26 protein-coding genes are annotated in these 23,781 nt (G+C 55.2%); 15 read left to right on the plus strand and 11 right to left on the minus strand.

The features are described 5' to 3' along the window. Positions 1–43 precede the first annotated feature (43 nt). The 6 genes from IB246_RS29045 to IB246_RS11395 are packed head-to-tail and all read left to right on the plus strand — an operon-like array spanning position 44 to position 6,057. Entirely contained in the window at positions 44–208 is a 165-nt protein-coding gene (locus IB246_RS29045) for a hypothetical protein (protein WP_008038478.1), read from the plus strand. After that, positions 205–1,710, plus strand: coding sequence for a DNA cytosine methyltransferase (locus IB246_RS11375; RefSeq protein ID WP_008038480.1), 1,506 nt, complete (start codon positions 205–207; stop codon positions 1,708–1,710). Before IB246_RS29045 ends, IB246_RS11375 begins: the two co-directional genes overlap by 4 nt. Further along, on the plus strand, positions 1,676–3,355 hold the full coding sequence (locus IB246_RS11380) for an McrB family protein (protein ID WP_008038481.1): 1,680 nt from the start codon (positions 1,676–1,678) through the stop codon (positions 3,353–3,355). Before IB246_RS11375 ends, IB246_RS11380 begins: the two co-directional genes overlap by 35 nt. 2 nt (positions 3,356–3,357) lie before the next feature. Beyond that, positions 3,358–5,016, plus strand: coding sequence for a DUF2357 domain-containing protein (locus IB246_RS11385; RefSeq protein ID WP_032832450.1), 1,659 nt, complete (start codon positions 3,358–3,360; stop codon positions 5,014–5,016). Further along, complete coding sequence (locus IB246_RS11390; protein WP_081500191.1) at positions 5,016–5,498, plus strand: very short patch repair endonuclease; 483 nt, start codon at positions 5,016–5,018, stop codon at positions 5,496–5,498. The genes IB246_RS11385 and IB246_RS11390 overlap by 1 nt, the downstream gene beginning before the upstream one ends. Further along, positions 5,479–6,057, plus strand: a complete 579-nt coding sequence (locus IB246_RS11395; RefSeq protein ID WP_008038483.1) for a hypothetical protein — start codon at positions 5,479–5,481, stop codon at positions 6,055–6,057. Before IB246_RS11390 ends, IB246_RS11395 begins: the two co-directional genes overlap by 20 nt. 87 nt (positions 6,058–6,144) lie before the next feature. Here the strand turns inward: IB246_RS11395 and IB246_RS11400 are convergent, their stop codons facing one another. The 4 genes from IB246_RS11400 to IB246_RS11415 are packed head-to-tail and all read right to left on the minus strand — an operon-like array spanning position 6,145 to position 9,807. Further along, positions 6,145–6,888, minus strand: coding sequence for a hypothetical protein (locus IB246_RS11400; protein ID WP_008038484.1), 744 nt, complete (start codon positions 6,886–6,888; stop codon positions 6,145–6,147). Continuing rightward, positions 6,875–7,633: a hypothetical protein gene (locus IB246_RS11405; RefSeq protein WP_008038485.1), complete on the minus strand. Its 759-nt coding sequence runs from the start codon at positions 7,631–7,633 to the stop codon at positions 6,875–6,877. Before IB246_RS11405 ends, IB246_RS11400 begins: the two co-directional genes overlap by 14 nt. Further along, a complete protein-coding gene (locus IB246_RS11410; protein ID WP_008038487.1) occupies positions 7,608–9,569 on the minus strand; it encodes a hypothetical protein in 1,962 nt (653 codons plus the stop codon). Before IB246_RS11410 ends, IB246_RS11405 begins: the two co-directional genes overlap by 26 nt. After that, positions 9,544–9,807, minus strand: a complete 264-nt coding sequence (locus IB246_RS11415) for a hypothetical protein (RefSeq protein ID WP_008038488.1) — start codon at positions 9,805–9,807, stop codon at positions 9,544–9,546. Before IB246_RS11415 ends, IB246_RS11410 begins: the two co-directional genes overlap by 26 nt. A gap of 421 nt (positions 9,808–10,228) precedes the next feature. Between IB246_RS11415 and IB246_RS11420 the strand changes: the two genes are divergently transcribed. Both IB246_RS11420 and IB246_RS11425 read left to right on the plus strand, forming a co-directional pair. Beyond that, complete coding sequence (locus IB246_RS11420) at positions 10,229–10,837, plus strand: Bro-N domain-containing protein (protein WP_008038493.1); 609 nt, start codon at positions 10,229–10,231, stop codon at positions 10,835–10,837. A gap of 32 nt (positions 10,838–10,869) precedes the next feature. Then, a complete protein-coding gene (locus tag IB246_RS11425; protein ID WP_008038500.1) occupies positions 10,870–11,859 on the plus strand; it encodes a hypothetical protein in 990 nt (329 codons plus the stop codon). A 7-nt stretch (positions 11,860–11,866) separates the two neighbouring features. On the opposite strand, the gene IB246_RS11430 is transcribed toward IB246_RS11425, so the two are convergent. Together IB246_RS11430 and IB246_RS11435 are read right to left on the minus strand one after the other, a co-directional pair. Next, positions 11,867–13,039: a hypothetical protein gene (locus tag IB246_RS11430; protein ID WP_008038502.1), complete on the minus strand. Its 1,173-nt coding sequence runs from the start codon at positions 13,037–13,039 to the stop codon at positions 11,867–11,869. 99 nt (positions 13,040–13,138) lie between these two features. Next, positions 13,139–13,954, minus strand: coding sequence for a sulfite exporter TauE/SafE family protein (locus tag IB246_RS11435; RefSeq protein WP_008038504.1), 816 nt, complete (start codon positions 13,952–13,954; stop codon positions 13,139–13,141). 112 nt (positions 13,955–14,066) lie between these two features. Between IB246_RS11435 and IB246_RS11440 the strand changes: the two genes are divergently transcribed. Both IB246_RS11440 and IB246_RS11445 read left to right on the plus strand, forming a co-directional pair. After that, positions 14,067–14,834: an AraC family transcriptional regulator gene (locus tag IB246_RS11440; RefSeq protein ID WP_008038505.1), complete on the plus strand. Its 768-nt coding sequence runs from the start codon at positions 14,067–14,069 to the stop codon at positions 14,832–14,834. Positions 14,835–14,927: 93 nt separating this feature from the next. Continuing rightward, complete coding sequence (locus IB246_RS11445) at positions 14,928–15,245, plus strand: hypothetical protein (RefSeq protein ID WP_008038506.1); 318 nt, start codon at positions 14,928–14,930, stop codon at positions 15,243–15,245. Positions 15,246–15,293: 48 nt separating this feature from the next. Here IB246_RS11445 and IB246_RS11450 read toward each other — a convergent pair whose 3' ends face one another. Next, entirely contained in the window at positions 15,294–16,340 is a 1,047-nt protein-coding gene (locus tag IB246_RS11450) for an MBL fold metallo-hydrolase (protein WP_008038508.1), read from the minus strand. Between the two features lie 213 nt (positions 16,341–16,553). On the opposite strand from IB246_RS11450, the gene IB246_RS11455 reads away from it, so the two are divergent. Then, the gene (locus IB246_RS11455) at positions 16,554–17,162 is read left to right on the plus strand and encodes a TetR/AcrR family transcriptional regulator (RefSeq protein WP_008038510.1); all 609 of its coding nucleotides are present in this window, start codon (positions 16,554–16,556) and stop codon (positions 17,160–17,162) included. An 18-nt stretch (positions 17,163–17,180) separates the two neighbouring features. Here IB246_RS11455 and IB246_RS11460 read toward each other — a convergent pair whose 3' ends face one another. Further along, complete coding sequence (locus IB246_RS11460; protein ID WP_081500192.1) at positions 17,181–18,122, minus strand: LysR family transcriptional regulator; 942 nt, start codon at positions 18,120–18,122, stop codon at positions 17,181–17,183. Between the two features lie 15 nt (positions 18,123–18,137). Between IB246_RS11460 and IB246_RS11465 the strand changes: the two genes are divergently transcribed. Then, positions 18,138–18,845: a CTP synthase gene (locus IB246_RS11465; RefSeq protein ID WP_008038516.1), complete on the plus strand. Its 708-nt coding sequence runs from the start codon at positions 18,138–18,140 to the stop codon at positions 18,843–18,845. Then, on the plus strand, positions 18,842–19,165 hold the full coding sequence (locus IB246_RS11470) for an antibiotic biosynthesis monooxygenase family protein (protein ID WP_008038518.1): 324 nt from the start codon (positions 18,842–18,844) through the stop codon (positions 19,163–19,165). Before IB246_RS11465 ends, IB246_RS11470 begins: the two co-directional genes overlap by 4 nt. A 125-nt stretch (positions 19,166–19,290) precedes the next feature. Here IB246_RS11470 and IB246_RS11475 read toward each other — a convergent pair whose 3' ends face one another. Continuing rightward, on the minus strand, positions 19,291–19,617 hold the full coding sequence (locus IB246_RS11475) for a DUF2025 family protein (protein WP_008032544.1): 327 nt from the start codon (positions 19,615–19,617) through the stop codon (positions 19,291–19,293). Between the two features lie 221 nt (positions 19,618–19,838). Between IB246_RS11475 and IB246_RS11480 the strand changes: the two genes are divergently transcribed. Beyond that, complete coding sequence (locus tag IB246_RS11480; RefSeq protein ID WP_008038520.1) at positions 19,839–20,966, plus strand: glycerophosphodiester phosphodiesterase; 1,128 nt, start codon at positions 19,839–19,841, stop codon at positions 20,964–20,966. A 185-nt stretch (positions 20,967–21,151) separates the two neighbouring features. Continuing rightward, positions 21,152–21,457: a PepSY domain-containing protein gene (locus IB246_RS11485; RefSeq protein ID WP_008032547.1), complete on the plus strand. Its 306-nt coding sequence runs from the start codon at positions 21,152–21,154 to the stop codon at positions 21,455–21,457. 58 nt (positions 21,458–21,515) lie between these two features. On the opposite strand, the gene IB246_RS11490 is transcribed toward IB246_RS11485, so the two are convergent. Beyond that, a complete protein-coding gene (locus IB246_RS11490; RefSeq protein WP_008032550.1) occupies positions 21,516–21,947 on the minus strand; it encodes a hypothetical protein in 432 nt (143 codons plus the stop codon). A gap of 111 nt (positions 21,948–22,058) precedes the next feature. Next, positions 22,059–23,684 (minus strand): methyl-accepting chemotaxis protein, encoded by a 1,626-nt coding sequence (locus tag IB246_RS11495; RefSeq protein ID WP_192230037.1) that lies wholly within the window; start codon positions 23,682–23,684, stop codon positions 22,059–22,061. Positions 23,685–23,781: the final 97 nt, after the last annotated feature.

The following is a 23,781-nucleotide window of genomic DNA, read 5'->3' on the forward strand; positions in this document are numbered from 1 at the left end:
CTCCCCCATCGCTCCTGATCGAAAGACCGTCAGGACTTCAGTCATGTTGCCCGAGGACGTCCACTTCCAAGTGCAAGCTCTTGCCGACGCAAATCACGTTTCGTCCGCCTGGGTCATCCGCATGGCGGTGCAGCGCTTCCTGGACGAACACCAGGGCCAGCTGGAACTGCCTCTTCGCCTGTCTTCGCGACAAGGATCTGATTCATGAGTAAAGATGTCTTTCTTCGTAAGCTAGCGCGCCTCCAAACTTCTGCGAAGCCCCGCGTACTGGATCTATTTTCCGGCTGTGGCGGAATCTCACTAGGCTTCGAGTCCGCAGGCTTCGAGATGCGGGGCTCCGTTGAATTTGATCCCGATGCGGCCAGATCGCATGGCCTGAACTTCCATGACGGCGCCGAGGCCCACAGCCAGCCGATTGACATTACAAAGACCTCTCCGGCTGATCTGTGCCTCAAGCTTAATTTAGGTAATGTTGCAGATGCCTTCGACATAGTAGTGGGTGGCCCTCCCTGCCAAGCATTTGCTCGCGTGGGCAGGTCCAAACTCCGCGAGATTGAGGAGCATCCCGAAGCGTTCATGCATGATCCGCGTGCGCAGCTCTACAAGAAGTATCTGGAGTATGTAGACGCGTTCCAGCCACTTGCCGTGCTTATGGAGAATGTACCCGACATTCTGAACCATGGCGGCCAAAACATTGCCGAAGAAACCTGCGAGGTCCTGGAAGCCAAAGGCTACATATGCGGCTATACCTTGCTCAACGCTGCGTTTTATGGCGTCCCGCAGATGCGGGAACGGATGTTCCTGATTGCATACCGACGAGAGCTGGGGGCAAGCGTTTCGTTCCCCTCTCCCAGCAACTGGCTGATATTGCCGCCTGGATATGAGGGCTCTCGCTCCGTCGCGCTCAAGTCATTGCGCAATTTGACCGATCAGGCTCACTCTTATATAGAACCGCCCGCGGCAACCCCTGACCTCCCGCCCGCAGTAACTGCCGAAGACGCACTAGGCGATCTTCCAGCAATCAATGCTCGTGAGCTGCTTGCTGCCGGGAAAATCACCCGTGGTGCGCGCCGCTTTGACAATCCGGTCAGCTACAGCCGCAGAAAGCCTTCTGCATATGCAGAGCTGATACGCACATGGCCAGGCCACGAAGCTCCCCAAAACGGGCTGGTGGATCATGTTATCCGCTATCTGCCACGGGACTATGAGTTGTTTGCCCGTATGAACCCAGGTGATCAATATCCGGAGGCATATGCGCATGCTATGGACATGTTCCAGGAGCACTTGGCGGTGGCTCGGGCCAGCGGAGAGAACCTCGCTGACGATTCATCAGAGTACAAAGCTCTGAAGGATTCGATTGTGCCCCCATATGACGCAAGCAAGTTTCCAAATAAATGGCGGAAGATGTGGCGTGACCAGCCAGCACGCACACTCCTGGCACATCTGGGCAAAGATGGCTATAGCCACATCCATTACGACAGCAAACAAGCCCGGACCATATCGGTGCGCGAGGCTGCACGCCTGCAGTCTTTCCCGGATGGTTTCCGTTTCAGCGGAACTATGAACCCCGCCTTCAAACAGATCGGCAATGCGGTTCCGCCCCTGATGGCCAAGGCTCTGGCCACTCATATGATGCAAACAATTAAGCAGGCAATCACACAAAAGGATATGGCAGATGAGCCTCGTCGAGCGGCAACAGCAGTTTCTTGAAGCCGCCCAGAAACAATTCGGCACATCAAAGGTAGTTCGCCCACGAGAACTGTTCGGCGTCTCGAACAGTGCCAAGATTGTTGAGGGTGGCATCCAGCTTGGTGTAGTCAACCTGGATAACGTCAGAGAAGACACCGAGGCCATGATATTTGGCTGCGTTCTCCGATTCCCGCCAGAAGATGAGGTTTACTTTGCCGTGCTGGTTCGCAAAGACAAAGCGAACTTTCTTGAGCGCCTAGCCGAGATGAAACGCCTCGGCGTTGTTGCAAAGAGTGCCGGAGAAGACACGGAGTTTGCGCTGGAATCTGCTGGCGATAGCGAAGCGCCGTCGGAACCCCCTGGAGCCACTATCAAGTACAGCGCCAGGAATAACCTAGTGCCGATCTATCTGGCTAGGGATGGGCGGCTTTGGCTACGCAATGCCAAATTCTGGGACAGCCTAGCTTTCGATCTTTCACCTTTCGGGCCCTCAACAGAACCGGACGAGATCGTTGTTGCAATGTATCCGCCGACAGCGTCCGCAAGGCGCAGCCTGCTTGCCCGTGAATTCATCGGATGGCTAGGCAGTTTGGTCGGCAGGGAAAAAATTCACGAACTCCTCGTTTGGACTGATACGGCGACGCTCAGTCCAGACATGCTACGCATGCCTCCAACCCTTCCAATTGAAGAAATAGAGAAAGCCATCAAGACTCTGGGTGGTCATTATCCAAATGGAGAGGTTCGGAGGTTTCATGCTGCGCTGAACTTCCTAGACCATAAGCACTTCGTGATCCTCTCCGGACTTTCAGGTACAGGAAAGACGCAACTGGCATTGAAATATGCACGAGCAGTACACGGCTTGACCTCGAATACAACCGCCGATCCATTGCTTTTCGAGTGCCCGGTACGCCCTGAATGGACTGACCCTACTGGGCTTACGGGATACTACGACGTACTAACGAACCGCTACGTCGTGCCGACCTTTCTGGAAGCCGTTCTGGTCGCGACAGCTCACCGGGACTCTCCGGTATTTGTAATCCTCGACGAAATGAACCTCGCGCGGATTGAGTACTACCTCTCTGACATATTGTCAGCCATCGAAACCCAGGGAGCTCTGCAACTGCACTCAAACGGTGTGCCTCTGGAGGGAACCACCGGTGCCAGTGTCAGGGCGGAAATCCCCTTACCCTCTAACCTCTTCATCATCGGCACAATTAACATCGATGAGACAACTAACCCTGTCAGTGACAAAGTACTTGATCGGGCATCGGTGATTGATATGTCTGCGGTGGATGTCTCGGGTTTCATGGCCTCACTTACTGACCGCTACCCCGAACTGCAGAATGCGAAGGATGCATCCGAACCGAAACTAACCGAAATCCACAGGCTCTTGGAGCACTACGGACTAGGGTTTGGTTACCGGGTGATTGAGGAGTTTGTGCGATACCACGCCTTCGACGCCAAGCATCTGCAAAACTCGGCTGACAGTGTCACAGACCAATTACTGGTACAAAAAGTCCTGGTCAAGCTGCGTGGCTCCGAGCGCCAACGTCCACTGTTGAATGCTCTGGACAAAGTCTGCAATAGCCTCCCCAGCGCGCAGAAGTATGTCCGTAGACTACTGAGTGATCTAGATGAGTTCGGCTCCTTCCAGGCGATGCGTTGATAATGACAACGCTACACGTTCAGAGCGAAAACGGAGGGCCTACATGGCAAGTCTGGCCGACACAGGAAGTAATTCCCAGCGGTTCGATCAAGGAGGCTTCTTCTTATCTATTTGAACTACGCGATAGCGACGATGCACTAAATGCCGATCTTCTGATCGACGATGTACCTGTCGAGGCTTTGCGCTCTCGCCAGCCCCGCGTTGCACGCTGGCGATGGACACCTGGTTTCCACGCCGGCTCTGTAGAGGTAGCTCTGCGCCTCCCTGGCACGGGAATACGCCGCTTCGAAATCACTACTGATCCTGATCTTCGCAAGCTTACTCGTAATGACTTTGACGCTATGGTGCGTGAGGTTTTGGAAGATACCTTCGCACTTTTCTCACTTAGTGCTTTTCGCAAGGGCATCGCACGCCAGTCAGGTAGTAAACCACCACCATTGGCCCGGCTAGAATTTCTTCGCTCGCGGGCCGAGGAAATTACGCAAACGATTGAGGCAATCAACCGCTCACCTAGACACTTCCTTCGCGCCGAACAGATAACCTTACCCTTTCATCGCGCTGTGCGTGCGACAGGACCGGAAATCATAAAGTCGCTCCGGTCCGGACTTATCCGAACGGAAACCAACAGTCCATCCCGGTTACCTGCTGCGCTCGGCGGACGCCTGCCAGCACAGATCACAATACGCCAACGTCGCAACAGCGTAGACATTCCGGAGCACCGACAGATCAAGGCATGCCTCCGGTCTTGGGCAGCTTGGTTGTCAGGCGTCGCCGATGTGCTTGCCAAGACAAGTCGTAGCAACGACTCGGATACACTTTCTACAGCCGGCAGTTGGGCTGTTCGTACAAGGCGAATTGCACGTAAGCTCAACGACGCTGCCGGCTCAGGCTTTATGACAGAAGTCACCGACAGCCCGCCCATGCTGCAAATGTCTTCGCTGTTTCGCAACGACCCTGTTTACCACCGCTTCTACCGACTCTGGCAAGACATGAATCTGGGCCTTGCCGCTCTGTTCGGCGACTTTTTGCAAATGCCGCTGGCCAGAACATACGAACTGTATGAGCTATGGTGTTATCTACGCCTCCTTCGCGCGGCCGTTCAAGAGTACGGTTCGACCGGTGTAGACCTGAGCAATCTGTTCGTAACCAATGGGGCCGGTGGTGTAACGATTTCCGCAGGTGCCGTTATCGTTTCAGTCAGCCCTGACAAGGTCTTGTGCTTCCAGCGTCAGTACCGTGAGTATTGGTTAGAACCAAGTGGCGAAGGCAGCTTCAGCCGGGTCATGGTGCCCGATGTGGTTCTTGCAGGTACCGGTTTTGGCAGCCCCGGGAAGCAGGTCATTGTCCTGGATGCGAAGTACCGCATTAATGACGGTCTGAATGATGCGTTGAATTCCATTCACATGTATCGCGACGCACTAGTGCAAGAGGCTGACAGCGGGGAGATTGAGGGTATTGTCACAGCCGCCTATTTGCTAACACCGCACACTCCTGCCCTCAATGCCGACTTCAAAGATACGCCTGTACCAGGACGGCTTTTCCACCCTCAGTACCGGGACAAGTTTCGCTTCGGTGCTATTACCCTGCGCCCAGGAATGAGTAGTGACGATCTGCGAAACAGCTTAAAAACCATTGTCGCAGATGCTACCGGAGAGCTTTGATGGTTGATGTACTCACCCCGGAGCAACGAAAGCTCAATATGAGCCGGATCCGTGGCCGAGACACTAAGCCGGAAATGCTTATCCGGAGGGGGCTGCATGCCCGAGGTTTTCGATATCGATTGCATGATCGCAAATTGCCAGGGCGTCCAGACCTTGTGTTTCCTCGCTACCACGCCGTAGTCTTCGTCCATGGTTGTTTCTGGCACGGACATAATTGTCCTATGTTCAAACTCCCGGTAACCCGCCAGGTATTCTGGGCCACAAAAATTGCGTCTAATCGTGCCCGAGATGCGCGAGTCATTGGAGCACTGCTAAAACTCGGATGGCGGGTCGTGAATGTGTGGGAGTGCAGTATCAGAGGCCCTGCTAAAATTACCGACGAGGAAGTTATTAAACGATGCCAGAAATTCCTGCTTTCCGACGAAGTCACTCTGCTAGATATTACCGGAGCCGCAAGAACACATGAAAAAAATGAACAATAAATCCGACGAAAGCTTAATAGATCTGTCAATTCTTAACGATCTAAAGCTCCTGGCACTACGTGCAGCAATCGACCGGGAGGCCAGAAGTCGTGGTTTGAATTTTAGTGTTGGCGAAGTCGGTGAGAAACTGGTGATCGACATCTTTAAAGAACGCCCTGACCTGCCTGTGCTGGTTCCCGCCCCTCGAGGCACAAAAAATATAGATGCGATCTCCCGAGAAGGAAACCGTTACTCGATCAAAACACTCCAGAGAGCGAAAAAATCCGGGACAATTTACCCGGACCAACTTAATAACGAGCGGCAGCTCTTCGAATTCATACTCATTGTTTTAATCCATGAAGACTTTACATTAGATCGAATCATCGAGCTCGACTGGCATCAATTCTGCGCCGTCCGAAGCTGGGATATCAGAATGAATGCTTGGTACGTAGCCCGCTCCAACCGAGCGTTAAGTGCAGGTCGCCAGATTTACCCCAAGCCTTTAAGCTCAACTGCCTTGTCCTCAAAAACCAGTTTTCTAGGGGAAAACCCAAGCACTTCAATCACACCCACTATTTAAACCGTGAAGCCTTCGGACATACTACTTTAACTTTTCGCCCCCATAATATTTAACCACCCCCCAAGCAGTTATCAGCACCGTGGGCTATCACTTGGGCGATGTCTTAGCAATAAAGTTTGCAAACTCCCTAGGCAGCAATTCCATCATCTGCGATGGCTGCAAAATGTGGGTATCATAAGTTCGACTCAGTCTTCTCACTGCCAACGCAAGTCGGCCCACACCACCTTTACCCGTCGTATCGCCGCGCTTGCGCTTCTTCATTGTCTTAACGCGACTTGCCGCCCCCGTCAGAGGTTCCCCCTCTTTCATATACATCGCATTAGCAGTTTGAATATAAGCGCGGTGATACACAATATTCTGTCGAGACGTAAGCTGTTCAGAAAGATCTCCCCAAGTTGGCATTTCAGCACTAAGCATTACTAAAGCTTCGGCACCATGCCTCCAATACATCTCAAATGATGTCCGGGCGAGATGACGATACGCGAGTGACCCGGAATGACCTTTCCTCTCGACACGATAGTGCCAGTACTTGCTCATTTTTCTTCCAAACTGAGAAAAATAAGCAATTGTCAACCACTCCCACACACCGTCATTTTTTTTACTGAGCAACAACTTTGCGTCAACGTTCTCACACAACAGATCATGAATGTACTTACCGAACTCAAAGCGATTTTTGAATTTCTTACAAAGATCAATCTCAACATCAAAGGCCACCGACGTACTTGAAGGTTCATCGAACAATTCCTTAGGCGGTAACTCACCTGGAGTGCGTTGATCCAACCATTCACGGTAGATTTTTCGTCCACTATCAGTCAAATTATGAATCTTCATAACTTTCCTCCTTCTTGCGCGCGTCGAGCAATTGCGTCGCTATCTTGAAGCGATTACAAAACGCTGCTGTCACTCGTGTACTCCAATCCGCCTGCTCTTCCTCATTGTCTTCGCTAGGCTCATCAGTGATTCCATGTAGAAGAAGCCAAGTTTTGAATTCCTCCCAAGTCGGCTCAGATAATTTGGCCGGATCTCTCGCAAGCCACCCTGCTAACTTACGAACCACCTCAGGAAGAACCAGCCCGATAAAGAATCTATCGGCTTCAGCTTCAACTGAAGAATGATAAATATCTTTATTAAAGCGCAAGATGGCTCTTCCGTCGCTTTCGAGAATATTAATTTCCCAAGGGCACTGCCCCAGCTCCGCAGGTTCAAGCGCAATGAAACTCGTGCTATCCCCATGTCCATCAGGCCGAATATTTTCTGCCGCGGCAACAAGCAACGACCCTACTGGCTGGACAAGCAAGACTCGAAACAACCATGTCCCTTCATCAGCTATTTCACTGAGAACAACGAACCCTTTGTTCCAATCTGATACCTCACCAAGACTTACTCGCTCTTCTGAGTTTCCTCGCTTCACAATTACAACTACGCTCACTGCGGGGTGTATTCCAATCCCCGAAAGGTCAAGGCGTGCAAGACTGAAAGCCAAGCGTTTCGCACTCTCATCAAGAATTATCGTAATACGATTCTTCTCAATGTCGATAAGCCCCGTTGGATTACTGAGCGCTGATAAGCGTGGCATCTACGGCCTCCTCATATTTCAACCGCATACGCAGTCGAAGGTTTTTATCAAATCCAATCAGTGCTAAATCAAAATCCCTACTTTCAATAGAAAAACTCAAATTATTCAAGTCAGTCTCAAGCATTGAGTATCCAAAGCCCGTCACTGCAAAAGTCTTGTCCTTAAGATCAAAATCTAATGGGTCGTACTCACTGAAGGCATCTTTATCCAGCCCCTCATATGCAAATTCGACATTCACGGTAAGTGGTAAGCGCGCACTTTCAAGCACCCCAGCAAAGGCCGGGCGAATCCTACAACCTTCGATCAATGGCTCGATCACAAGGAGCTTGGGATTTGGCGAAGGAATATCATTCGGCAGCTTAGTTTGAGTTCCATTTGGCGACTTCCTACCTTTCGTCCGCTCTGTGGAAGTAATGCCGGGAGCAGAAAAATATTTCGCCAACAATTTAAAGTCTCGCTTTTGATCGCCTTCGGTGAGTACGTCTAGCAGCTTAACCATCGCGTTGCGCACGATCGCTACGACTGTGTCCCCAGAGCGATAGTATTCGGTCAATCTTGGCAATCTACTGTTCCATCGTAGATGAGTGGCCTCTTCCGCGCTTAACAATAACTTGGAAAGTTCTAAGTCGTTGATGAGGGTCAGTCCACGGGCTCGAAAACGCAACTTGCCACCCCCTAACGGCTCTTCACCAATTAACAGGTCGCGTCGAATCACAGCTTGCTCCGGCATTTCCAAGTCGCCGGGATGACACAAGTGAACATCGAAAGCGCACTCAATAGCCCCTCCTTTTCGCGGTTTGATCATCAATGGGAATCGGACTGCAATCGACTCTTCAGAATTGAACGCAGATCGCATTCCCTCCAATTGATCGGAGCTAAAATTGGCCTCTGTGATCTTACTTGCAGATTCCACAATCTTTGCGGCGACGACTTCATTTTTTGACGATCTATCGATCGCCTGAACAAGAAAGTCACGGTATCCCTTGGTTGTGCAGGTATGTAGTTCCCGAGCGAGTTTGTCCGAGAGATACTGGTCTGCTAATGTGATAATCGTTGCACGAGCGATGGTTACGCCATCGATGTTCACAACAAGCTTACCTTGATAAATTGGAACGAAAAACTCGGCAATGGTGATCTGAATTGCATATGCTGTTTTCACAACCTTCGGTGCAGGAATCGCCAGTGAAAGGCCCGGCTGAGTAGATGTTCGTTGAATACCTAGCTGTTCGCGAAACCTCTCGATCGAAGGCCCTACTTGGACAGGTAAGACGCGCTGGTCGAGCCCTTCTTCTTGCCATATTCCCCAGTATGCATCCCGCTTCCATTTATGATTGCAGTAGTCGTAATCGCGAAGGAAGGAGCTTGCACCAAATAGCGCTTCATCCTTACCATCGTTGCGCACGGTATAACCGAAGATCGTTCTAATGCCACTGGTACTGAAGTAAGTAATCTTCCCTTGCCCCGCACCTCCGTTTCCAGAACCGTGTTCTTTACCGCCCTCCCCCTCACGGAACCAGAATGCGTTCCAGTTCTGCCCTTCACCATCAAGTTCCGGATTGTCAATTTTTCCCGTAAGTCCGGATGTTCCAAAATCCTCCACGACCAAACAGTTGGTAACCTTCATCATATTGATCTGCTGCAGGTGCGGAACCGACTGATTGAACCGATTGAGGTGCTCATCCGGCAGGAGTTCACTGAGGAAACTATTGTTATCGATGATTGGATGATTTCGTAGCGTTACCTCAACTCGTTCTGCAGAAATGTCGCGCGCGTCCAGCGCGTTTTGGAAGATCTCCCTCAGAAGGATGGACAGCCACTCCCGCCGCTCCTTGGCAAAGTTGTTCTCTGAAAGGCTGCGGCCGGTACGACCCAGCCCGGGTCTGATGTAACCCCAACGTGCAGTATTTACACTAGAGACGGAAGATGGTTGATTCACTCTTTTCTTCTCCTTTGAACTTTTCTTTCAATTCGTCCAACTCACGCTGAAGGGCGCGAATGATCTTCAGGGCATCCTCCGATTCGTATTGGTAATTTTTCTTGTTTGCGAGGTTGCCCACCAACCGAATCTGCTTGATGGCAGCTGTGACCCTGCTGTTCGCCAGACTGACAAAACGCTCGCGCGGGTCACGCGCCACTGATTTGGGATCAGAATCCCGAGTCTTCTGTTCGCTCATATGCATCTCCTACACTTCCAAGGATTAATCACACCTCATGAAAATGCCAATTCTTTAGCGGAATATGTATTTAGCTACATATCGCTTTTGTAGCTGATCATTGCTACGTGATCAGGTCTGCATTACTGGTGATTTGCTAGGCAGCTTGGGAAAATGCCTACACGATCCATCCTTGACCTTCCAAGCGGTGCCTCATACCCTGACAGCGCGCCTAAGAAACGCGTCAAGTAGCGGCCCGACCGCTCCCGAAATATGCGGCTTTTTTGTACCTGCGGCTCCCGGCTGCGCGTCTTAAAATCTCTGCTATGTCGGGAGTGGACTAATACAAGACCCGAAAGGGAAATATGTCCGGCCTTCTACTTGAGGTTTCTTAACTCCCGACGCCTTAGCCCTAAGAAAGCTACAAGTAGAGGTAATGGAAATGCCTACCCCACTCCGCCATTCGACTCGAAGGCAGACTGAATCACCATCAATACACACCGCATCAGCGACAGTTACAGCCGCCACTAGCACTAATTTCACCCCCATCGTCTTCACCCGCCACAACCGACCGCTCCACGCCATCTGGCTCGAATCCCAAGCATGGTTCTGTGCTCGCGACCTAGGCCGTTTGCTTGGCCGCCATCTCGAATCCCATGCTCTTCGTAAGCTCGACGCCGACCAAACTAGAAACCTAACGCTCCTGCGCGATGGCACTTATCAGCCAACTGTGCTGATCAACGAATCAGCGGCTTACACCACGTTGGTGCACCACTACACTCCGGAAAACCGTAACCTTCGCCAATGGCTGACCAATGAGGTCATTGCAGTAATGCGCGATGAGCATGCCAATCTAGGCATCCACATTCCTAGCCTCAGCTTACTGAAATGGGCAGAACTGTCTGTGAGCATGCTGCAGTGGCAGAACGAGCCATGGATCAGATTGCGGGACTTACCTGAAGTTTTAGCTCATCCGCACATGGGTAAATTCAGATCGAGTGAGCGCAAACGATCTTGGTGGGATGCATCCTCTCGCTTTTTTCGTTTCTAATACCCTTCCCCACTCAAGGACCCGAGCCCACCATGAAATTCGACCTCGCCTACTGCCTCAGCCTCGACGACAAACTGTCGATCTATGACGTGCGCGATTTGAATTTCGACGAGACCATGGAGTTCGATTCCGCCAAGGAACATTTCCAATGCCCCAATGACGCCTGTAGAGCGGCCTTCGATGCGGCAAACGTGCTGACAACGTTCAACGCCAAAAATGTGAATTACGTCCGCACCCCGCACTTCAAGAACACGCCGAGCACCCGGCATGTGGCGGATTGTCCTTATGTCAGTCTCAAGGCGCCGGCGTCGGGTGTGGACGCGGACGGTGCGGAAACGGATGACAGTCGCGAGGAGCATTTTCCGTCGGAGTTATTGCTGACTCGGCGTCAGTATGTGCGTAAGCCGGCGAACCCGGCGGTGGCGGCGGATGTGGTGCGGGACGATCCGAAACCTCTTACACAGTCCAGCGATACCGAGCACCCAAGCCACGAATCAGCGCCGGACAAGACCAGTGTCTTCGCCCACCCGGTGGAGTGTTTTGTGTCGAACTTCGAGGACAAGGAGCTGCTCAAGCGCGTGCCGCTGAAGATTGGCGAGCACACGGCGCCTTATGGGTCGTTCTTCAAGAAGATCGAATACCTGACGGACAACAAGGGGCTGATTTACTGGGGCAAGATCAAGGAAATCAAGGATTACACTCAGAGTTTCCGGATCGATTTCGAGCAGAAGGTCTGGTTCAAGCAAGCGGATGAGGCGAAGAAAAAGCCTTATTCGGTCAACGTTTACTTGAGCAAGAAGTTGATCGAGAACTACCGCAAGCGCAAAGCGTTTCTGGAAGAGATCAAGCATGCCATCGACAGTGAAGCGCAGTTGTATTGCTTCTTTTATGGTGTGACGCCGGAGTTGAAGCAGGTGCCGAGCAAGAAAAACCCCGAGCAGACGTTCGGGGTGTTCAGTGCGAATATCGAGAACCTGGATCACTTCATTATTCGTGAGGCGCCGGGGTTGGCTGATAAGTAAATTCGTCTCAGGGCAGTTGCAGCGCTACGCCACCGGGGTGTTGTTTGACGAGGTTGTAAGGCAGGACGCCCCAACCAATGTTTCGGCACACGGCCGCCACGTGAGGGAAGGATGGCTCTAACTTGATGCCTTTTTCGGTGAAGTACCAACCCGGATAGTGCCACGGGTAATCATCGTTGTAGCCGCAGTCGTTCTCCCCCTCTGGCGTTGTCGTCATTTCAGTGGGATAGAGCTTAAGCAGTTGTGCCACCAGCCACGGCGCCAGCTCTTTATTGCGGTAATCAGAATAAGCAGTGGATGACTCGGACGAAGAGTTATAGACGTCGTAGTCTTCCTCGTAATGCAGTGGTTTGCCCTGCCCCACCCACAGCACATCTTCAAGCGTCAGGGATTTGCCCGTTTTGGTATCGAAGTTGATTGAGTCATTGACCTGATCCGGATAAGCACCGCCACAAAAGTACTCGGTTGACACCCGAACGCTCATCACGGACGGCGTCATCCACAGAGGCTGACTGATCTGTGAGTAATAGGCATCAGCGTAATTGGCGAAACATCCGTAATACCCCACGACTTCTCGCCACAAACGGCCCATCAATTGCTGGTTGATTTGCTGACGCTCTTCGGCGCTGTAACCCGAAATCACTTCAAATAGCTCGGCGTTTGATTGTGGCTCGCTCCACCATTGCAGCGTGTATCCCATGAAGGTTTCGGTCTTGCCTGGGATGAGCTTCATACCTTGTAAGCGCAGGTATTCGTAAGGCGCCTTGTCGTGAAGTCTGACGAGATAGGGCAAGGTATCAGCGGGAACCGGAGGAAGGTTTGCTGGCTGCAACTGGACCTTCAAAACCTTCCCTTTAGGGCTGACCCATTCACCGGACCAACCGTTGGATTCGGGCTGTAAGCGAATTGTCGGAAGAGGTTTGTACTCTCCATAACGCTGGTCACCTTCTTCGAGCACCAGCGTTTCCCCTTCCTTGGTGCCACTGAGCACTAAGTCCTTGCGGTACTTTTGGTAAAAGTAACGACCCTCGCTGCCGTCGGCGCTCACCTCCAACACAATCGGCATTTTGCCCAGCATTCCGGTGTAGGTCTGCTTGCCGCTTTCGGCCCACAACACTGTTGGAAACGTTGAGCACACCAACACGAAAATGCCCGTGAGACGAAACAATCCTTTGAACATCAAATCATCCTTGAATACGGCGAGCGTTGGCTCGCAAGAAGTGGGCGGATTATGGAGAACCCGCTTGCGAGAATCGATAAAAAGCTGACTTGATAGCCATCAACTCAGGCACATGCTAATCATCACCAATACCAGCAAACCGATGTACACCCGCGCATGGATCCGATCCGGAATCCGCCCAATCCACGGCGTGGCCAATCGAATCCCCACCAACGACCCCATCGTCAAAACCACAAACGCCAGCAAATCCACATAACCAACAAACCACGCTCCCAAATCAAAATCGGTAACCCCCGCCATCGCCATGTAAGTCACCGTCCCGGCCAACGCCACGGGCAGGCTTAGTGGATTAGCCATGGATGTTGCCTGCGACATGCTCAACCCGCATCGACGCAACAACGGCACGGTCATAACACTGCCGCCTACGCCGAGAAACGTGGCGATGGTGCCGATTCCTACGCCGCCACCGGACACTTCCGCCCTCCCCAATCGCCGTGGGATTCCGTTATCTGCGTGTGTAAGAAAACCGCGTCTGAACAGGCAATCCACAATGGTCACGCCCAGGTAGGCAATGAACGCATACCGAATCACCTCGCCACTCACCCACATCGCCGCCACGGCACCGACCACCGCGCCCAACCCAATAAACCCGCCCAACGGCCACAGGTAATGGAGAATCAGATTACCGGCGCGGTGATGTTTTCCGGTGGCGACCAAGGCGTTGACGATCATCACGCAGGTCGAGGTGGCGACGGCGATGTGCATCGCCGATTGACCGATGGGGTCGTCGGCACCATGGCTGGCCATGAGCATGCGGTAAAGCAATGGCACGACGACGAAGCCGCCGCCGAAGCCGAACAGCACGGCGGTGACGCCGGTCATGCAGCCGAAGAGTGTCAGCAGGAGGTAGAACATTGTGCGTCGTCCGTTGGTTGAGAGTGGTCGACGATAGAGCGATGTGGCTTGGCCTGCTTCAGCAAGTCAGCCAATAATGTTTGTGTTTACGCCAACTTCTGGAAGCCGCTTGATGCGCAATGTTTCGATTAATGTGCTGGATGACACGCCACGGTCGGTGGTGGCGATCGGTACGGATTATTCCTACGGGCATGTGCTGCCTAGTCATACACACCGACGGGCGCAGTTGTTGTACGGCGCGACCGGGGTGATGCAGGTCGGCACGCACGATGGCAACTGGGTGGTGCCGCCGCAGCGGGCGGTGTGGATTCCGGCGGGGGTGGCGCATGAGGTGTTGATGCTGGGGGTGAGCACTCGCAGCTTGTACATCGAGCCGGGTGCTGTGGACTTGGGCGAGCGTTGTCAGGTGATCAGTGTTTCGCCGTTGATGCGGCATTTGCTGATGGAGGCGGTGGAGGTTCCGCTGGCGTACGACGAGGCCGGGCGCGATGGCGCGTTGATCGAGTTGCTGCTGCATGAGCTGGCGCGCAGTGCTCACTTGCCGTTGCACATTCCGTTGCCGGTGGATGCGCGGCTCCTTGGGTTGTGCCAAGGCTTTTTGCAGCGGCCTGATGTTCATCAGTCACCGCAGCAATGGGCGGATCAGTTGCACATCAGTCTGCGCACGTTCAATCGGCTGTTCCGCCAGCAGACCGACCTGAGTTTCAGCCAGTGGCGGCAGCGCGCCTGCGTGGTGCTGGCCTTGGCGCGATTGGCGGTGGGTGAGCCGGTGACGCGGATTGCGCTGGATTTCGGTTATGACAGCCCGGCGGCGTTTTCGACGATGTTTCGTCGTGTGTTGGGTCAGGCGCCGTCCGTCTGGTTGGCAGGGGCGAAATAGCAGAATTCAAAAAATGAGTTTGATCCGGGCGCAAAACAACTGTACAAAAACACAGTACATTTTGAATCAGCACTCTCGAGCCCGGAGAACACCATGGCCTCTTATGCGATGAAAATCACCCTGGAACGTATCGCCCTCTTCCAATTCACCCCCGCCCATTGCGCCCAGGCCCGGGCGATGTTGGGTTGGAGCGTTGATGAGCTGTCTCGGGAGTCTGGCGTTTTGGTTGATGTGATTGAGCGATTTGAGGCCAAACGTGAGGTGCCGGATGCTGATCGACTGGCACTGGCGTATCGGTTTGAGTCGCAGGGGTTGGTGTTCTTCCCGGGGTTTGCGCCGGGGCGGGGGATGAGTGTTAGAGGGACTGAGTCGAATTCGGTGGGGCGAGCGGATTTTGCGATGGTTGAGTGAGGTGTCGGCACGAGCCGCTTGCATCACAAGCGGCCGGGCTTCAATACGTCATGCGCTCTGGATTTCCACCTGATCGCCGAGGTTTTCCACCACCAACCACCAAGCACTCCCCCGCTGCGGATACATCACGTTAAACGCCTCACCCATCTGCGGCGTGGTAATCGAAACACTGCGCTCCCAGGCCAATGCCAGTATCCGGTCAAACGGTTCGAACCAGGCGTGCATCGACAGATCGAAGGTGCCGTTATGAATCGGCAGTAACCAGCGGCCTTTCAGGTCGATGTGCGCTTGCAGGGTTTGCTCGGGTTGCATGTGCACATGCGGCCACTCGACGTTGTAGGCGCCGGTTTCCATCAGCGTCAGGTCGAATGGGCCGTACTGTTCGCCGATGCGTTTGAAGCCATCGAAGTAGCCGCTGTCGCCGCTGAAGAAGATTCGTGTGTCGGCGTCGATCATCACCCACGAGGCCCACAGTGTGCTGTTGCCATCGAACAGCCCACGGCCGGAAAAGTGTTGCGACGGGGTGGCGACGAATTGGATGCCGTCGACTTCGGTGCCTTGCCACCAGTCGAGCTGGCGCACTTTGCTGGCGTCGATGCCCCACTTGATCAGGGTGTCGCCGACGCCCAGCGGCGTGAGGAAGTATTTGGTTTTGTCCGCCAGTTTGAGCACAGCCTGATAATCGAGGTGGTCGTAGTGATCGTGGGACAGGATTACCGCTTCAATTGGCGGTAGTTCTTCGAGGCTGATCGGTGGTTGGTGAAAGCGTTTCGGGCCGGCCCATTGCACCGGTGAAGCGCGTTCGGCGAAGACCGGATCGGTGATCCAGAATTTGTCCCGCAGTTTCAGCAATACCGTGGAATGACCGAGGCGATAGACGCTGTGGTTGGGCGCGGCGATCAACGCGTCGTGGGTCAGGCGTTGCACCGGAACGGCCGCCGTCGGGCGGGTGTTGCGCGGTTTGTGGAAGATCATGTTCCACATGATGCGCACCATTTTGCGCAAGCCTTCTCGTTGCACGGGCGCATGGTTGCGGAAGTGCCCTTCGGCCTGACGGGACGCTTCAGGTGCAGAAACGTTAGTGGAATTGGCCATGACTGAATGACTCCAGGAAACCGCACGATGTGCAGTTTCTACGGTGGGACGATAAATGGCCAAGGCACGCACGCATCAGCCGAACACTCTATTTTTGGCTGCGCAGGATTAACGAAACATTACACTGCACAGTGTAGTTTCTAGGTTGCATCAAAGCTGATCACAAGTAAACTGCCAAGTGTAATTCTTATTTTCTTCTGCCGAAGCGTACTTATGACAGCTCCACAGCGCCTGACCGACCGAAAACGCGAAGCGATCATTCAAGCGGCGATTGCCGAATTCCGGGCCAACGGTTTCGACATCACCAGCATGGACAAGATCGCCGCCACCGCTGGCGTGTCGAAGCGCACGGTGTACAACCACTTCCCCAGCAAGGAAGAGTTGTTCGCCGAAATCCTCAATCAATTATGGGCCAGGGTGACGGCCGAACAAGAAACGGCCTACCGCCCTGACTTGCCGCTGCGCGAGCAGATGCGCCGCATGCTGATGGCGAAATTGCAGATGCTGGGCGATGACAATTTTCTCGACCTGGCGCGGGTCGCCATCGCGGCCACCATCCATTCCCCCGAGCGCGCACAGAACATGGTCGAGAGAATGGGCAAGCGCGAAGAAGGCCTGACCGTGTGGATTCGCGCCGCTCAGGCCGATGGGCGATTGAAGCCGGTCGACCCGGAGTTTGCCGCTCAACAGATTCAGGGGATGCTCAAATCCTTTGCATTCTGGCCGCAGATTTCCATGGGGCTACCCGGCCTGTCGCCTGAGATGCAGGCCACCGTCGTGGACTCTGCGCTGGACATGTTCCTCGCCTGCTACCAGCTCTGAATCCAGCGCCTACAAGCATTACAGCAATTTCAACGCACGCCCCAACTCATCGAACAACGTCACCACCGAACGCAAGGCGCGACAGTCCGGGCGAGTCAGCAACCACAGCGCGGTGTCGTAACCGTGCAACGGCTCACTCAACGGTTGCAGCCCGTCATCGATCAGAAAGTCTGGCAATGCCGCGACACCGAGCCCGGCTCGCACCAGCTCAGTCACCGACAACATGCTGTTGCAACGATAACCCGGTGTGACGCCGGGCAATTGCTGACGACGCCACGCGACGGTGGGGTGATCGGGGAGGAAGTCGTCCGGGGCGATCCATGTCAGCGCGGCCAAGTCTTCGGTATCGACCGTTTTCAGATACGCCGTGCTCGCACAGACGCGATACGACACCTGCGCCAGGCATCGGCCCACCAAGTGTTCCGGCGGATTCCGGGTCAGGCGCAAGGCGATGTCCGCGTCCCGCCGGCTGAGATTGGCGAAGTCGTTGGACGTGCTCAACTCGATCGTCAGCGCCGGATAGCCGGGCATGAACTGCGCCAGCGCCGGCAGCAACAAACCTTGTAAAACCGAATCGGTGCAGGTCAGGCGTACGGTGCCGCTGATGACTTCACCGCCCTGCTCCACGCCGATGCGCGCAGCCTCCAGCGCTTGTTCGGCGCGCTCAGCCTGTTCGGCCAAGGTTTGCGCAAGACTGGTGGGCAAGTAGCCGGCGCGGCTTTTTTCGAACAGTTGCTGGCCCAGTGCGGCTTCCAGTCGGCGCACGGCGCGGAACACGGTCGAAACGTCGACCTTCAGCAGTGCCGAAGCCCGGGCCAGCGAGCCGCCGCGCACGAGGGCGAGAATCAGGGACAGGTCGGGGTAGTCCAGTCGATAGTGCGCTGTTGCATTGATCACTTGGGATAACGCCAATATTGAGTGCGTGAACGCCAATCTATAGTGGGCTCCAGGAATCAACAAGCGTCGAGAGCCCTCATGGAAAACAGCGCCATCCACATCGCCCTGATCGGCGATTACGACCCGCAAGTCACCGCCCACCAGGCAATTCCCGTCGCCCTCGGCATGGCTGCCGAACACGCCGGACTGGATGTGCAGTTCCAGTGGCTGGCCACCGACGGCATCAACGACGACTCGTCGCTGCAAGACTTCGACGGCTTTTGGTGCGTACCCGCCAGCCCTTACCGCAATGAAGACGGTGCGCTGCGAGCGATTCGCTTTGCCCGCGAACAACAGCGACCTTTCCTCGGTACGTGTGGCGGTTTTCAGCACGCGGTACTCGAATACGCCCGCAACGTTCTGGGATGGGGAGATGCCGAGCACGGCGAGACATCACCCGATGCCACGCGAGCGTTGCTCACGCCGCTGACGTGCTCGCTAGTGGAAGCCATCGACAGCATTCATCTGGTTGAAGGCTCGTTGATCGCCAAGGCGTACGAAAGCACGGTGATTCGTGAAGGCTATCGCTGCCGTTATGGTGTGAATCCGCAGTTTGAGCGGGATTTGCTAAGCCAGGAATTATCCGCAGAGGGACACGATTCGACGGGGGATTTGCGAGCGGTGGAATTACGCGGGCATCCGTTTTTTGTCGCCACGTTGTTTCAACCTGAACGTGCCGCGCTCAAAGGAATTCTGCCGCCGCTGGTGAGTGCATTGATCGACGCGTGTGTGAGGCAGAAATCATGATTGCCCAGACACCGGAACCGCCCTACTACGCGGTGATTTTTACTTCGCTGCGCACCGACGGCGATCAGGGTTACGCCGAGGCTGCCGAGCGCATGGTTGAGCTGGCGCGTGAGCAGCCGGGGTTTCTCGGTGTGGAGTCGGCGCGGGGTGAGGATGGGCTCGGGATTACGGTTTCCTATTGGGCCAGTGAGGCGGCGATTGTGGCGTGGAAACATCATCCCGAGCACAGCGCGATTCGTGAGCGTGGGCGCTCGACCTGGTATGCGGCGTGCAGTACGCGGGTGTGCAGGGTTGAGCGGGCCTATCAGTTCAAGCGGTAACAGTTGCAGTGATCTTTAGGCCTTCATCGCGAGCAGGCTCGCTCCCACAGGGGATAGGTGTCGTACACAAAACCAGTGTGGGAGCGAGCCTGCTCGCGATGAGGCCATCACAAACACCGCAAAACTCAGCCCCGCACCAAACTCCGCACCGCCGAAATCTCCGGCACTTCCCGCCGATTCATGTACACCCGCAACGGCTCGGTAATGTTGATCCGGTCATCGATGTTCTGGTCCAGCAACAACTGAATCAACTCGCGCTTCAGCGTCATGACCTGCTCCGGCCCCGACGCCCAGACGAATTCACTTACAGGAATGATGCCGTCATCCGCCACGTCCATGCCGAAGGAATCTTCGCTGAAACGCACGATGTATTGGCCGGTCTTGCGATTGAGACCGACGAAGCCTTTGAGTTGGTCGGCGGCCTGGCAGATGAGTTCGGAAGTGATGCGCATATAAACCTCACACAAGTGATCGATGGTTTACACGCAGGGCAAGATGAAGGGCGTTCCCTCTGCCGGGGAAGCTGCCGGGGCCAAGAGTACTGCAAAGAACCGCACAAATGCGCTGAAAAAATCCGCTTTAAACACGTTTATGTCGGTCTCGCGATAGCGCAAGCGGCGTTCAGTTGTTAAAAGGGACGTCTTTGAAAACACTCTGCGAAAGGATCTCGACCATGCCTGTAACTTTCACCAAGAGCGCCCTGCTGCTGAGCATGCTGCTCGGCCTCGGCCAGGCGCAGGCCGCCAGCGAGCCAAGCCCTACTTCACTGGCCACCCATGCAGGCATTCCGCACCCGGCGGTGATCGCCCACCGTGGCGCGTCCTTCGATGCACCGGAATCCACCGCCGCCGCCTACAAACTGGCGCGCGACCTGGGTGCCGATTACCTCGAACTCGACCTGCAACGCAGCAAGGACGGCGTGCTGTTTGCCCTGCACGACAACAACCTGCAACGCACCACCGACGTCGCCAGCAAGTTCCCTGAACGCAAGGACAGCCCGGCCAACGCGTTCACCATCGCCGAGCTGAAAACCCTCGACGCCGGCAGCTGGTTCAACACGGCTTACCCGGATCGCGCCCGTCCTTCCTTTGCCGGCCTGAAAATCCTGACCCTCGACGAAATCATCGACATCGCCCAAGGCAATCCGCTGCACAAGCCCGGCCTGTACATCGAAACCAAGGAGCCGAAGCAATTCCCCGGCCTCGAGCGCGACCTCAAGGATAAATTGCAGGATCGCGGATGGCTGAGCCCGGCCGGTTCGAAACTGGCGAAAAGCGAACTCGCCGTCGGCCAGGGCAAAGGTAAGGTGGTGCTGCAAACCTTCGAGAAGAGCAGCCTCGAACTGCTGGAAAAGGAAATGCCGCAAGTGCCGAAGATCCTGCTGTTGTGGGTCGGCGAAGGCAGCATCGAGCCCAAGTCCAAGGTGACGTTCGCCGAGTCCGGCGACAAGGACAAAGCCACGTACTACGCCAAACAGGAACCGAAGGACAAAGCCGAATTCCAGCAATGGGTCGAGTACGCCAAGGCTCAAGGCGCGATCGGCACCGGCCCTTCTGCCGCGCTGACCAAGGGTGGCGATCAGAGCTACTCGGACCTGGTCAAACCATGGATGAACCAGTACACCCACGATCAGGGTTTGCTGGTGCACGTTTACACCATCGATGATGCGGTGGATTACCAGAAAGTCATGGACGCCGGGGTTGATGGCATCTTCACCAACCGCGCCAGCGAGTTGTTGAAGTTCTACAAACGTCCGGCGGCGGGTACGGTTGCGCAGTTGTTGCAGAACAACGGGTATTGATCCAGAACCGAGGTGACGCCATCGCCGGCAAGCCGGCTCCTACAAGACCGTGTCATTCGCAAATTGTGTGAACGACTCAATCCTGTAGGAGCCGGCTTGCCGGCGATGCTCCTGGAATTAAGGGTGAATTAAGTTGCCCCAGTTAATCTGGCCCCACTTAAACAGCTCACCAAGGAAAGAACCTCATGAAGACTTTGACTGCCCTGTTCACCGCTGCCGCCCTGACCCTCACCGCTGGCCTGGCACAAGCTGATGTTCGCGTCGACCAGATCCCTGAGCTGGTCAAGAGCGGCAAGATCAAGCCGCTGGAAGAAATGAACCAGGCTGCCCTGAAACTGCACCCGGGTGCGACCATCACCGACACCGACCTGGACAACCACTTCAATGGCTTCGAGTACGAAGTGGAACTGAAAACCGCTGATGGCAAAGAATTTGACGTGGATTTCGATGCCACCACTGGCAAAGTCCTGAGCAACAAACAAGACACCTGATACGCGCATAAAAAAAGCCGCACGATTTTCGGATCGTGCGGCTTTTTTGTGTTTCGAATCAGGCCGATGTACTGACCATCGATCCCGCAGTGCTGCTGCCTTCTTCCTGCAACGCCGCCAACAACGCCGCAGTTGCGGTCTGCAACGAACCTGAGGTCGTCGCAATCTGCGACTGAGCCGCCGCCACATCGGCAGCCTTGGCGTCTGCACTTTCCTGTTTGGCCTGGGCCGCTTGCAGTTGTTGCTGTTGTTCCTGCAATTGCTTTTGCAGCTCGGCGATCTGCTTGCGCAGGGCTTTCACCGAATCCGATTCTTCGCTGCTGCTGGAACTGCCGCCACTCGCTGCCGGTGCGCCGTCGGCGGACACTTTGGTGGTGTCGCTGGACGCCTCGGCGCTTGCGGTGACAGACGTGTCGTCAGTGCTTGCTGTGGCGTTGGCCGAAGCAGTGGCGACGGGCTGGATGATCGAAACAGACGAGATGCTAACCATGGCGTTTTCCATTGAGGTGATGGGAATACGCTCATCATCGACATCGGGTCAGCTGACTTGAGATCGACTGTGTACCCACTCGGTAAGCAAGCCGGTACACAGCCATTTTCCTTAGGCGCTCAAGCGCGCCGTCACCTCGTTCAACTGCCCCGACAACCCGTGCAGGTTATGGCTGGCAGCTTCGGTACGTTGCACATTGTCGAGGTTGGTACTGGCGATGCTGGTGATCTCGGTGAGGTTGCGCGAGATGTCTTCGGCGACCGAGGTCTGCTCTTCGGCGGCGGTGGCGATCTGGCGGTTCATGTCGCGAATCGCTTCCACGGCATGCGTGATGCGCTCCAGCATGGCGCCGGCCTCGGTCACTTGCTGAACGCTTTCCTCGCTGCGCGACTGGCCGCTTTCTATCGCCTGAGCCGCGTCCACCGCACCGGTTTGCACGGTCTGGATGATCTGGTTGATCTCGATGATCGACGCCGCCGTGCGCTGGGCCAGGCTGCGTACTTCATCGGCCACCACGGCAAAACCGCGCCCCGCCTCACCGGCACGCGCCGCTTCGATGGCGGCGTTGAGTGCCAGCAGGTTGGTTTGCTCGGCGATGCCGCGAATCACTTCCAGCACCTTGCCGATGCGGCCGCTGTCAGTTTCCAGTTGGCGGATGACCGTGGCGGTGTTGGCGATTTCGCCGCGCATGCGAGTGATGGTGTGGATGGTGCCCTGCATGACTTTTTCGCCCTGCTGGGCGGACTGGTCGGCATCGTCGGCGGCACGTGCCGCATCGGCGGCGTGGCGCGCGACTTCTTGCGCGGTGGCAGACATTTCGTTCATCGCCGTGGCCACCTGATCAGTGCGGTTGAACTGTTCGTTGGTACCACTGGCCATGAGGCTGGCGATCGAATTCAACTCACTGCTGGCGCCGTCCAGATCCTTGGCACTGACCTGCAAGCGGCTGAAGGTTTCGGCGAGGAAATCGCGCAGCGTATTGGCCGCGATCGCCAGTTTGCCCAGCTCATCCTGACGGGTGCTGGCCACGCGCTCGGCAAACTTGCCCTGGCTGAGTTGCGCCACGTAGTCGATCAATTTGCGGATCGGTTCAACCAGGTTGCGATTCACCAGCCACAGGCTCAACAGCCCGATCAACAGGCCCGAAGCGAGCATCACAATGATGCCCAACAACACGGTGCGATCGGCGCTGGCGCTGATCAGCTTCGACTGCTCGACGCCCTGTTTGCGCAATTCGCTGACCAGTTCACTCATCTGATCGCTGGCTGCCCGGTCCACGCCCTTGACCGCGGTGTCGCCCGCCGTTGGATCGGCACCGGCCGCCACGTAAGCATCGCGACCTTTCTGGTATGCCGCGCCCAACTGACGATGCTCGTCACGCAGGCGTTCGATGCGGATCTTGAGTTGCGGCTCGATGCCCTTCTGCCCGGCCAGTTCGCCGAGGATGCCCTGCACCTCGCGCTGACGGTCTTCGAATTGCTTCCAGTATTTGTCCAGGTCTGCCGGTTGCTTGCCACGCAGCAGGACGTTTTTCCATTCCTGCACCTGCACCTTGAATTGCAGGTTGGCTTCATCGATCAATTGAGAGGTGTGCAGCGGGCCGTCAATGAGATTCGCGTAGCTTTGAACGCCATTCGACAGAAAGTGAAAACAGGCCAGGGCGATCAACAGCATCGCAAACAGGCTGCCGCTCAACAGGGCGAGAATTTGCGCTCTCAAGGACTTTTGCAAAGACATCGGAAGGTACTCGTGACAGGAATGAGGCACGCCCTTGGGAGGCGTGAAAATAATCCGGACATTCCCTGTCTACAACGTCGAACGCATGCTCTTTGTA

The organism is Pseudomonas sp. PDM01 (assembly GCF_014852325.1).
Classification (GTDB): Bacteria; Pseudomonadota; Gammaproteobacteria; order Pseudomonadales; family Pseudomonadaceae; genus Aquipseudomonas; species Aquipseudomonas migulae.

Coding starts and splice junctions, on each gene's coding strand:
- IB246_RS11455 (WP_008038510.1), top strand. CDS start 16,554: ATGACAGCTCCACAGCGCCTGACCGACCGAAAACGCGAAGCGATCATT.
- IB246_RS11440 (WP_008038505.1), top strand. CDS start 14,067: ATGCGCAATGTTTCGATTAATGTGCTGGATGACACGCCACGGTCGGTG.
- IB246_RS11495 (WP_192230037.1), bottom strand. CDS start 23,684: ATGTCTTTGCAAAAGTCCTTGAGAGCGCAAATTCTCGCCCTGTTGAGC.
- IB246_RS11485 (WP_008032547.1), top strand. CDS start 21,152: ATGAAGACTTTGACTGCCCTGTTCACCGCTGCCGCCCTGACCCTCACC.
- IB246_RS11425 (WP_008038500.1), top strand. CDS start 10,870: ATGAAATTCGACCTCGCCTACTGCCTCAGCCTCGACGACAAACTGTCG.
- IB246_RS11385 (WP_032832450.1), top strand. CDS start 3,358: ATGACAACGCTACACGTTCAGAGCGAAAACGGAGGGCCTACATGGCAA.
- IB246_RS11435 (WP_008038504.1), bottom strand. CDS start 13,954: ATGTTCTACCTCCTGCTGACACTCTTCGGCTGCATGACCGGCGTCACC.
- IB246_RS11375 (WP_008038480.1), top strand. CDS start 205: ATGAGTAAAGATGTCTTTCTTCGTAAGCTAGCGCGCCTCCAAACTTCT.
- IB246_RS11430 (WP_008038502.1), bottom strand. CDS start 13,039: ATGTTCAAAGGATTGTTTCGTCTCACGGGCATTTTCGTGTTGGTGTGC.
- IB246_RS11470 (WP_008038518.1), top strand. CDS start 18,842: ATGATTGCCCAGACACCGGAACCGCCCTACTACGCGGTGATTTTTACT.
- IB246_RS11415 (WP_008038488.1), bottom strand. CDS start 9,807: ATGAGCGAACAGAAGACTCGGGATTCTGATCCCAAATCAGTGGCGCGT.
- IB246_RS11420 (WP_008038493.1), top strand. CDS start 10,229: ATGCCTACCCCACTCCGCCATTCGACTCGAAGGCAGACTGAATCACCA.
- IB246_RS11395 (WP_008038483.1), top strand. CDS start 5,479: ATGAAAAAAATGAACAATAAATCCGACGAAAGCTTAATAGATCTGTCA.
- IB246_RS11390 (WP_081500191.1), top strand. CDS start 5,016: ATGGTTGATGTACTCACCCCGGAGCAACGAAAGCTCAATATGAGCCGG.
- IB246_RS11450 (WP_008038508.1), bottom strand. CDS start 16,340: ATGGCCAATTCCACTAACGTTTCTGCACCTGAAGCGTCCCGTCAGGCC.
- IB246_RS11475 (WP_008032544.1), bottom strand. CDS start 19,617: ATGCGCATCACTTCCGAACTCATCTGCCAGGCCGCCGACCAACTCAAA.
- IB246_RS11465 (WP_008038516.1), top strand. CDS start 18,138: ATGGAAAACAGCGCCATCCACATCGCCCTGATCGGCGATTACGACCCG.
- IB246_RS29045 (WP_008038478.1), top strand. CDS start 44: ATGTTGCCCGAGGACGTCCACTTCCAAGTGCAAGCTCTTGCCGACGCA.
- IB246_RS11490 (WP_008032550.1), bottom strand. CDS start 21,947: ATGGTTAGCATCTCGTCTGTTTCGATCATCCAGCCCGTCGCCACTGCT.
- IB246_RS11445 (WP_008038506.1), top strand. CDS start 14,928: ATGGCCTCTTATGCGATGAAAATCACCCTGGAACGTATCGCCCTCTTC.
- IB246_RS11480 (WP_008038520.1), top strand. CDS start 19,839: ATGCCTGTAACTTTCACCAAGAGCGCCCTGCTGCTGAGCATGCTGCTC.
- IB246_RS11400 (WP_008038484.1), bottom strand. CDS start 6,888: ATGAAGATTCATAATTTGACTGATAGTGGACGAAAAATCTACCGTGAA.
- IB246_RS11405 (WP_008038485.1), bottom strand. CDS start 7,633: ATGCCACGCTTATCAGCGCTCAGTAATCCAACGGGGCTTATCGACATT.
- IB246_RS11380 (WP_008038481.1), top strand. CDS start 1,676: ATGAGCCTCGTCGAGCGGCAACAGCAGTTTCTTGAAGCCGCCCAGAAA.